This is a genomic window from Microbacterium sp. CPCC 204701, assembly GCF_004010105.1.
Taxonomy (GTDB): domain Bacteria; phylum Actinomycetota; class Actinomycetes; order Actinomycetales; family Microbacteriaceae; genus Microbacterium.
The window spans coordinates 1-1,824 of record NZ_RRYE01000501.1 but is presented as its reverse complement, the minus strand read 5'-3'; the positions used below and the strand labels follow the sequence as shown (position 1 = coordinate 1,824).

The following is a 1,824-nucleotide window of genomic DNA, read 5'->3' as shown; positions in this document are numbered from 1 at the left end:
CCTCGAGATCGACCTGGCCCGCGTCGCCCGCGCCCGCGCGCAGCTGGAGCAGGTGCGGGCGGGTGGCACGATCTTCGCCCCGGACGCGCGCGTGTCGTTCGCGCGCGGCGGATTCGAGGTGCCCGTGCCCGGCGGCCGGCGGCCTGCCGTCATCCGGGCGATGAATGTGCTCCGCCAGTACGACGAGACCGACGTGGCTCCTGCCTGGGAGGCCATGGCGGCGCGGCTCGCGCCGGGAGGAGTGCTGGTCGAGGGCACGTGCGACGAGCTCGGCCGCATCGCCACGTGGGTGGCCGTCGGACCCGACGCCGTGCCGCGCACGCTCACGATCTCGCTCCGCCTCGCCGGGCTGCAGCATCCGTCGATCGCCGCGGAGCGGCTGCCGAAGGCGCTCATCCACCGCAACGTCGCGGGCGAGCAGGTGCACCGCCTGTTCACTGCCCTCGACGCCGAGTGGGACCGCGCCGCCGTCGTCTCGCCCTTCGGCGCCGAGCACCGCTGGCGCACGACGCTGGCCGCGCTCACCGCGGCCGGATGGCAGCTGCAGGAGCGCTCGCGGTGGCGGCTGGGGGAACTGACGCTGCCGTGGAAGGCGATCCGCCCCGCGTGAGCATCAGACCCGGGGCACCACGGCACGGGCTTCGGCCGACGTCATGCCCGTCGCGGTGAGCAGATCCACGGCGAGCGGGCGGAGGGCCGTGATCAGGTTCTGCTCGCTCACCGACCCGTGCGGAAGGATGGCCACGGGATCCAGCCGGGCGGCGACGACGCGCACCGCCTCGCGCGCCGCCGGCTGCAGAGCGATGTCGTCGAGGCTGTCGTCCACGAGCCTGGCCGCGCGCATGAGCTCGGCGACGAGTTCGGCCAGCACCGGCCGGCGCTCTCCGTCGTCGCACAGGTACGCCGCGCGCCGGGCGACCACCCGCAGGTTGCGGGTGGCGAGATCCATCGCCTCGAGCACCGCACGATGGCGTCGCAGCTCGGCACGCTGCGGCCGCAGCCACGGCGAGAACCCGGCCACCGCCAGGCTGGAGTCCAGCGACGCGCGCCAGTTGTCGACGTGGACTGCGATGCCCCGGGCCTTCTCGAGCGCCCGCGCCGCGCGCATCGCGTCGCCACGGCGCAGCGCCTGCACGATGGTGCGAGCGGCGTCGTCCGCCGTGGAGAAGACCATGCGGCCGTCTCGCAGCTCTTCGCGGCGTGGATTTCGCGGGATCAGCGCCGTCGCGACCAGCGCGGCCACACCCCCGACGGCGCCGTCGATCAGGCGCGCGAAGGGCTCAGCGGCAGGCAGCGACATGACGATGACCGCCTGCACGGCTGCCATGATCGCGAAGGGCGGATACGGGGAGAGGAACCGCGCGACGAGGAGGGTCGCCCCGAGCGCGAGCGCGAGCTGCCACCACCCGGGACCCACGACGAGCACGAAGCCGTCCGCGACCAGGATTCCGACGAGCATTCCCACGACGGTCTCGAGCACCCGGCGAGGCCGCGCGTCGCGCACCAGGCCGAGGCTCGAGATGGTGACCGTCGCCGCCAGGAGCGGCGCCGGATGCCCCAGCACGTAGAGACAGAACGCCCACGCGCCGGTGGCCGCCGCCGTGATCTGAACGATCGCGATCGACGAATCGCGGACCCGCCCGACGTTCGACCGCAGGTTCACACGCGCCCGCCAGCCGGTCGGCACCGGCCGGGTGACCGGAGCCGGCTCGGCGTCGCCGCTCACCGACGCCTACTGCGCGGAGGCGCGGCGCGACAGCCGCGTGATCCGCGGGATGTTCGCGGTGGCGCCGGCATCGGGCGGCACGACGACCTCCTGGGCCG

2 protein-coding genes are annotated in these 1,824 nt (G+C 74.5%); one reads left to right on the top strand and one right to left on the bottom strand.

Annotated features, from left to right (window positions below):
- On the top strand, positions 1–610 hold a 610-nt coding region (locus EIO58_RS17255), incomplete at its 5' end, for a class I SAM-dependent methyltransferase (protein ID WP_127820481.1).
- Positions 611–613: 3 nt separating this feature from the next.
- Here the strand turns inward: EIO58_RS17255 and EIO58_RS17250 are convergent.
- On the bottom strand, positions 614–1,726 hold the full coding sequence (locus EIO58_RS17250) for an FUSC family protein (RefSeq protein ID WP_164861840.1): 1,113 nt from the start codon (positions 1,724–1,726) through the stop codon (positions 614–616).
- Positions 1,727–1,824 lie beyond the last annotated feature (98 nt).